This is a genomic window from Pseudomonas sp. TNT3 (assembly GCF_010095445.2).
Classification (GTDB): Bacteria; Pseudomonadota; Gammaproteobacteria; order Pseudomonadales; family Pseudomonadaceae; genus Aquipseudomonas.
This window is the reverse complement of the sequence record NZ_WFGV02000111.1, coordinates 1-6,118: the sequence shown is the minus strand read 5'-3', so window position 1 is coordinate 6,118 and position 6,118 is coordinate 1. Positions and strand designations below refer to the sequence as shown.

The window sequence follows — 6,118 nt, the reverse complement described above, 5'->3', positions numbered from 1 at the left end:
CGTTCCCGGTGGCCGGCACGTTGATGATCGAACCGACCGAAAGCGAATCCAAAGAAGAACTGGACCGCTTCTGCGACGCCATGATCCGCATCCGCGAAGAGATTCGTGCGGTGGAAAACGGCACGCTGGACAAGGACGACAACCCGCTGAAAAACGCCCCGCACACTGCGGCGGAGCTGGTGGGCGAGTGGTCGCATCCGTATAGCCGTGAACAGGCGGTTTATCCGCTGGACACCTTGATCGACAGCAAATACTGGCCGCCCGTAGGCCGCGTCGACAATGTCTTCGGCGACCGCAACCTGATGTGCGCCTGCCCTTCAATCGCCGACTACGCATAACCCCCTGTAGGAGCTGCCGCAGGCTGCGATCTTTTGATCCGGTTTTCAAAAATCAAAAGATCGCAGCCTCGTTGCACTCGACAGCTCCTACAGGTGAACACCGCATAACCCACTGTAGGAGCGAGCTTGCTCGCGAAAAACCCAAGGACGCCGCTGGGCACCCGGGTTTACGCGTCATCGTTCACAACCATCGCGAGCAAGCTCGCTCCTACGGGTGAACCCCCATTCGAGAACAACAGAGGACTTTCACCATGTTCAGCAAGCACGACCAGATCAAAGGCTACGACGACCAACTGCTGGCGGCGATGAACGCCGAGGACGCGCGGCAAGAGCACCACATCGAGCTGATCGCCTCGGAAAACTACACCAGCCGACGGGTCATGGAAGCCCAGGGCAGCGGCCTGACCAACAAGTACGCCGAAGGGTATCCGGGCAAGCGTTACTACGGCGGCTGCGAGCATGTCGATGTGGTCGAACAACTGGCCATCGACCGCGCAAAACAGCTGTTCGGCGCCGACTACGCCAATGTCCAGCCGCACTCCGGCAGCCAGGCCAACGCTGCGGTTTACCTGGCGTTGCTACAGGCCGGCGACACCGTACTGGGCATGAGCCTGGCCCACGGTGGTCACCTGACCCACGGCGCCAAGGTGAGTTTTTCCGGCAAGCTCTACAACGCCGTGCAATACGGCATCGACACCGCCACCGGGTTGATCGACTACGACGAAGTCGAACGCCTGGCCGTCGAGCACCAGCCGAAAATGATCATCGCCGGTTTCTCCGCTTACTCGAAGACCCTCGACTTCCCGCGCTTCCGCCAAATTGCCGACAAGGTGGGCGCCTACCTGTTCGTCGACATGGCTCACGTCGCCGGGCTGGTCGCCACCGGTCTGTACCCGAATCCACTGCCCTACGCCGACGTGGTCACCACCACGACCCACAAGACCCTGCGTGGTCCGCGTGGCGGTCTGATCCTGGCCAAGGCCAATCCTGAACTCGAGAAAAAGCTCAACGCCGCCGTGTTCCCCGGTGGCCAGGGCGGCCCGCTGATGCATGTAATCGCGGCCAAGGCCGTGTGCTTCAAGGAAGCGCTGGAGCCGGCGTTCAAAACGTATCAGACGCAGGTCATCCGCAACGCCCAAGCGATGGCGCAAGTCTTTATCGATCGTGGTTACGACGTGGTGTCCGGTGGCACCGACAACCACCTGTTCCTGGTCAGCCTGATCCGCCAGGGCCTGACCGGCAAGGACGCCGACGCGGCGCTGGGCCGTGCCGGTATCACCGTGAATAAGAACGCCGTGCCCAACGATCCGCAGTCGCCGTTCGTGACCTCGGGCTTGCGCATCGGCACCCCGGCGATCACCAGCCGCGGTTTCAAGGAAGCCCAGAGCATCGAGCTGGCCGGCTGGATCTGCGACATCCTCGACCACTTGGGCGATGCCGACATAGAAGCCGATGTCGCCCGCCAGGCTGCCGCGATGTGCAGCGATTTCCCGGTCTACCGCGACTAAGCAAACAATATGGAACCCTGTGGGAGCGAGCTTGCTCGCGATGGCGGCATGACAGTCAGCATTGATCTCGACTGACACGGCCTCATCGCGAGCAAGCTCGCTCCCACAGGTTCCGTGTCCTGCCTGATTAGCTGCCTGCACAAGGAAAACCCATGACTGCCATTGTTGAAGCAGCGCAAAAAAGCCCCGCCAAAGTGGAAGTCGGCACCAAACTGCGCGGCGCAGAAAAGGTCGCGCGGATTCCAGTGAAAATCATCCCCACCGATGAATTCCCGCGCAAACCCGAATGGATCCGGGTACGCATGCCGACCTCCCCCGAGGTCGACCGGATCAAGCAATTGCTGCGCAAACACAAGTTGCACAGTGTCTGCGAGGAAGCCTCGTGTCCGAACCTGGGCGAGTGTTTTTCCGGCGGCACCGCGACCTTCATGATCATGGGTGACATCTGCACCCGGCGCTGCCCGTTCTGCGATGTCGGCCACGGACGGCCGAAACCGCTGGACGTCAACGAGCCAAACAACCTCGCCGTGGCCATCGCCGAACTGCGCCTCAAATACGTGGTGATCACCTCGGTGGACCGCGACGACCTGCGCGACGGCGGCGCCCAACACTTCGTCGACTGCCTGCGCGAGATCCGCAAGCTGTCGCCGGGCATCCAGCTGGAAACCCTGGTGCCGGACTATCGCGGACGGATGGACGTCGCCCTGGCTATCACCGCTTGCGAGCCTCCCGACGTTTTTAACCACAACCTGGAAACCGTGCCACGCCTGTATAAAGCGGCGCGACCGGGCTCGGATTTCGAGTGGTCGCTGGACCTGCTGCAGAACTTCAAGCACCGGGTGCCGCAGGTCCCGACCAAATCCGGTTTGATGCTGGGTCTCGGGGAAACCGACGACGAAGTCATAGCGGTCATGCAGCGGATGCGCGAGCACGACATCGACATGCTCACCCTCGGCCAGTACCTGCAACCCTCGCGCAGCCACTTGCCGGTGCAGCGTTTCGTGCACCCGGATATGTTTGCGTGGTTTGCCGAGGAAGGCGCGCGAATGGGCTTCAAGAACGTCGCGTCCGGGCCCTTGGTGCGTTCCTCGTATCATGCCGACCAGCAACTTCAGGGAGGTTTACACGTCAACGATACTCACGGACCGCTGGCTGAGATAAGCGACTGAGCGTGGTTGTTTGTTTAATGCAAAGGGACCCGAGTGGACGGCGCTCTGGCACCTGGGTTAGGTTTCGTATCCGCTTATATTTTGGGCTCCACGACCATGACTGATCGTCAGATCATCGTTCCAGACAGCATGAAATTGCTCTGCGAGCAGGCGGGTTATGCGCCAGCGGTAAAGGTAGGAAAAACGCTGTACTGCGCGGGTCAGGTAGGCCGGACGCCGGAATTGACGGTTATCGAAGATCCTGAGCAGCAGTTTTTAGCCGCGTGGGAGAATCTACGGCTCGTCCTGGCAGCCGGTGGCTGCGAATTTGAGGATGTCGTCGAAATGACGACCTATCACGTCGACATGCAACGCCACATGCCAATCTTCAGACAAGTGAAGGATGAAGTCTTTCCCAGGGGCACGTGTGCATGGACATGCATCGGTGTCGCGGAACTGGCTCGACCGGGGCTGCTTGTGGAGATCAAATGCATTGCCGTGCAGCGATGATTTTTCAGATCGGCAGGTGAATTAGTAGATCCTGGATGGTGCCCATCCATGCGGCAGTAGCGCTGAAATCTCACTCGCCCTTCAGAGGGATTCTTTTGTTCATGGGCTATTCCCCGCCCGCATGATTACAAGGATGGATCATGTCCAATGCTCCCGATGGCTGGCCCTACCAGGACGTACCCGCCTTTGTCATGAGCAACCGGAGTCTGTCTGCCCCCGCCAATGTGAATATCCATCGCTGAACGATGATCGGCCGGCCAGAAGCTTTCTCTCGAACAGGTCTACAAATGTGCGGCCGGCTCAGTCATTGGAAGCCTGACCAGAAAAGTGGTGCCGCCACTCCAGTCGGAGCTGACATCGATTGATCCGTTATGTGAGGCCACAACCTCTGAGGCGATAAACAGGCCCAAGCCCAGCCCCTCTGTAGGCCCGTGATCAATTGCAGATCGCTGAGAGAAACGACCCAAAGGGTTGAATATAAACGGGAGAACGTCTTCTGGTATGGGCTCACCGCTGTTGTGAACGGTGAAAATAGCGCCGTCTTCCGAGGCCTTTAACTCCACCTTGATTGGGAGTTGATTATCGCCATGCTGTACAGCGTTGCTGATTATGTTCGAGAAGACTTGTTCCATTCTGGCGCCATCGAATTGCCCTTGAACTGGAGTCTTCGCTTCGAACAGGACCACGGCCTCTGGATAAAACGCTCGGATTTCTTCGACAACACGTTCGCAAACGCGCGATAGATCCAAATCCGTCTTCTTGACGGGAATGCCTGGGCCCATTTGGCAGCGAGTCAAATCAAGCAGGTCTCCAACAATTTGGCTCGCTCGCCGCACGCTTGTGTATATCTGGTTGGCGACCTTGGTATTGCGGTCTCCGGCCCCTTCCGAGCGCCTCAACATGTCGGCACCCAGCAAGATCGCTCCAAGCGGAGTGCGCAAATCGTGGCCGAGAATGCCTAGAAATACGTTGCGTGACGCCTCAACGGCGCGTGAATAACTGGCGATGGATTCGGCGAGAGCCTGATCGATGGCCTCGTGGAATCGGGTCATGTCGTCGACATTGATCGGCGTGCCATCCTTCACTTGCCTCATCCATTGACTGACGACACTCGTTCTCAGTGCTCGATATTCCGACACCATTTGATCGATCGTGAAACCTGCCATCAACCGCGTCATTGCATGGGTTTCAGCTGCTGTTTCTTCATCGTTTACCGGGGCTTGGCCTTGAGACTTGGCAGCTTGCTCTCGCCTCGTCTGCTTTGTCCGCAGGTCACTCACAATTGCCCGCAACATTTGTTCGGCATGATCTCGCAGCGCTTCACTATCGAGGTCCTCACCCGGCGTATCGATAGTTCTGGCGAAATCTTCCCAAGCCTGCAGAATCGGCTCAAGGTTCTCAAGAATGAAATCAGACAGGCGCATGTCAATAATCCTAATGGGAGGCGATGCAGACGCCGGCAGGAAAGCGAGGCTGCGCAGATTGGGTGTGAGCGGGTGTCAGCAGTGTAGGAGGTTGTGTATGGCTTTTAAAGCTCGGTCCGTTTCAGGCCCGCTTGGTCGATACGCACGATCAAGGCATCAACAGCGTTAACACCGACCCTGATCTCTTGCGTCCATTGCCAGGGGCACCCCTGCGCAAAAGTGACATACTTGATCCTGTCACCTGTTTCTTCTAGCAAGCCCCGACTGCCTGTCAGGGCTAGCCTCGTCTCAACCATTTTTCTCCCGCAAACCCGCGCTCGATTCACGAACCACAAGCGTCGCCATGGGCGCATCAATGCGTTGACGCTGGTCGGTGCCAGACTCATTGATCTGTTCGAACAGCAACTCGATCGCCAACGCAGCCACCTCTTCCAGGTGCATGTTCAACGCCGTCAGGGGCGGTGTGCATTCCCGTGCGCGGAAGCCGTCGTAACGGGTGACCACCTTTACATCCTGCGGCACCTTCAGCCCTTTTTCGTTCAGCGCCTGCACCGCGCCAATCGCGAACGCATCGACCGGCACGCACAGTCCATCCAGGTCCGGATACTCGTCCAGCAATTGCGCACAGGCAGCGGCGCCTGCCGCTTCGCCACCCGCTTCGTCGGCGCGAACGATCGCCGGGGTCAGGCCATGGGTTGTGCAATAGGCGCGGTACGCTTGCTCCATGTCGAGGTAGGAATGCCGGGACTGAATGCCGATCACCAGGCCGATCCGTTGCGCGCCCTGCTCTCGCAAATGATCGAGCAGCAAGGCGCCCGCCGCTGCGCCGTGCATGTCGATGTACGGCAAGTCAAAACCGGCCTCGGGCTGGCGTCCGATCGATACCAGTTTCACCCCTCTTTTACGTAAGCGCGCAATGTGCGGGTCGTTGGCGACTGGCTCGATGATCACTGCGCCGTCGATATCCAGCGTATCCAGCAAGGCCTTGGCCTCGTCCATCGGCGGCACCAGCACCAGTGCCACGCCCCGACGCAGGGCCGCTTCCGTCGCGGTCGCCGCGATCTCCATCAAAAAGCCCAGGCGTGACGATCCGCCTGCCACGGCAAACGGCATCGAGGACAGTAATGCAATGGCATTGGCCTTGCCGGTGCGCAGGCGCTGGGCGCGCAGATTGGGGGTGTAGCCAAGGC

Annotated in this window: 5 protein-coding genes and 1 pseudogene; 4 read left to right on the top strand and 2 right to left on the bottom strand. The window is 59.2% G+C overall.

Annotated elements, in window-relative coordinates:
• The 4 genes and pseudogenes from GBC55_RS29380 to GBC55_RS29365 form a co-directional block, all read left to right on the top strand.
• Positions 1 to 338 (top strand): annotated as a pseudogene (locus tag GBC55_RS29380) (glycine dehydrogenase (aminomethyl-transferring)); the annotation flags it as partial.
• A gap of 251 nt (positions 339 to 589) precedes the next feature.
• The gene (glyA, locus tag GBC55_RS29375; RefSeq protein ID WP_162441140.1) at positions 590 to 1,846 is read left to right on the top strand and encodes a serine hydroxymethyltransferase; all 1,257 of its coding nucleotides are present in this window, start codon (positions 590 to 592) and stop codon (positions 1,844 to 1,846) included.
• A gap of 152 nt (positions 1,847 to 1,998) precedes the next feature.
• Positions 1,999 to 3,015 carry a lipoyl synthase gene (gene lipA, locus GBC55_RS29370; RefSeq protein WP_162441139.1) on the top strand — a complete coding sequence of 339 codons (1,017 nt, stop codon included), beginning with the start codon at positions 1,999 to 2,001 and terminating at the stop codon, positions 3,013 to 3,015.
• A gap of 96 nt (positions 3,016 to 3,111) precedes the next feature.
• Positions 3,112 to 3,504, top strand: a complete 393-nt coding sequence (locus tag GBC55_RS29365) for a RidA family protein (RefSeq protein ID WP_162441138.1) — start codon at positions 3,112 to 3,114, stop codon at positions 3,502 to 3,504.
• Positions 3,505 to 3,785: 281 nt separating this feature from the next.
• Here the strand turns inward: GBC55_RS29365 and GBC55_RS29360 are convergent, their stop codons facing one another.
• Together GBC55_RS29360 and GBC55_RS29355 are read right to left on the bottom strand one after the other, a co-directional pair.
• Positions 3,786 to 4,928 (bottom strand): sensor histidine kinase, encoded by a 1,143-nt coding sequence (locus GBC55_RS29360; protein WP_162441137.1) that lies wholly within the window; start codon positions 4,926 to 4,928, stop codon positions 3,786 to 3,788.
• Positions 4,929 to 5,216: 288 nt separating this feature from the next.
• Positions 5,217 to 6,118: substrate-binding domain-containing protein (locus GBC55_RS29355; protein ID WP_247267065.1), on the bottom strand; the 902-nt coding region annotated here is incomplete at its 5' end.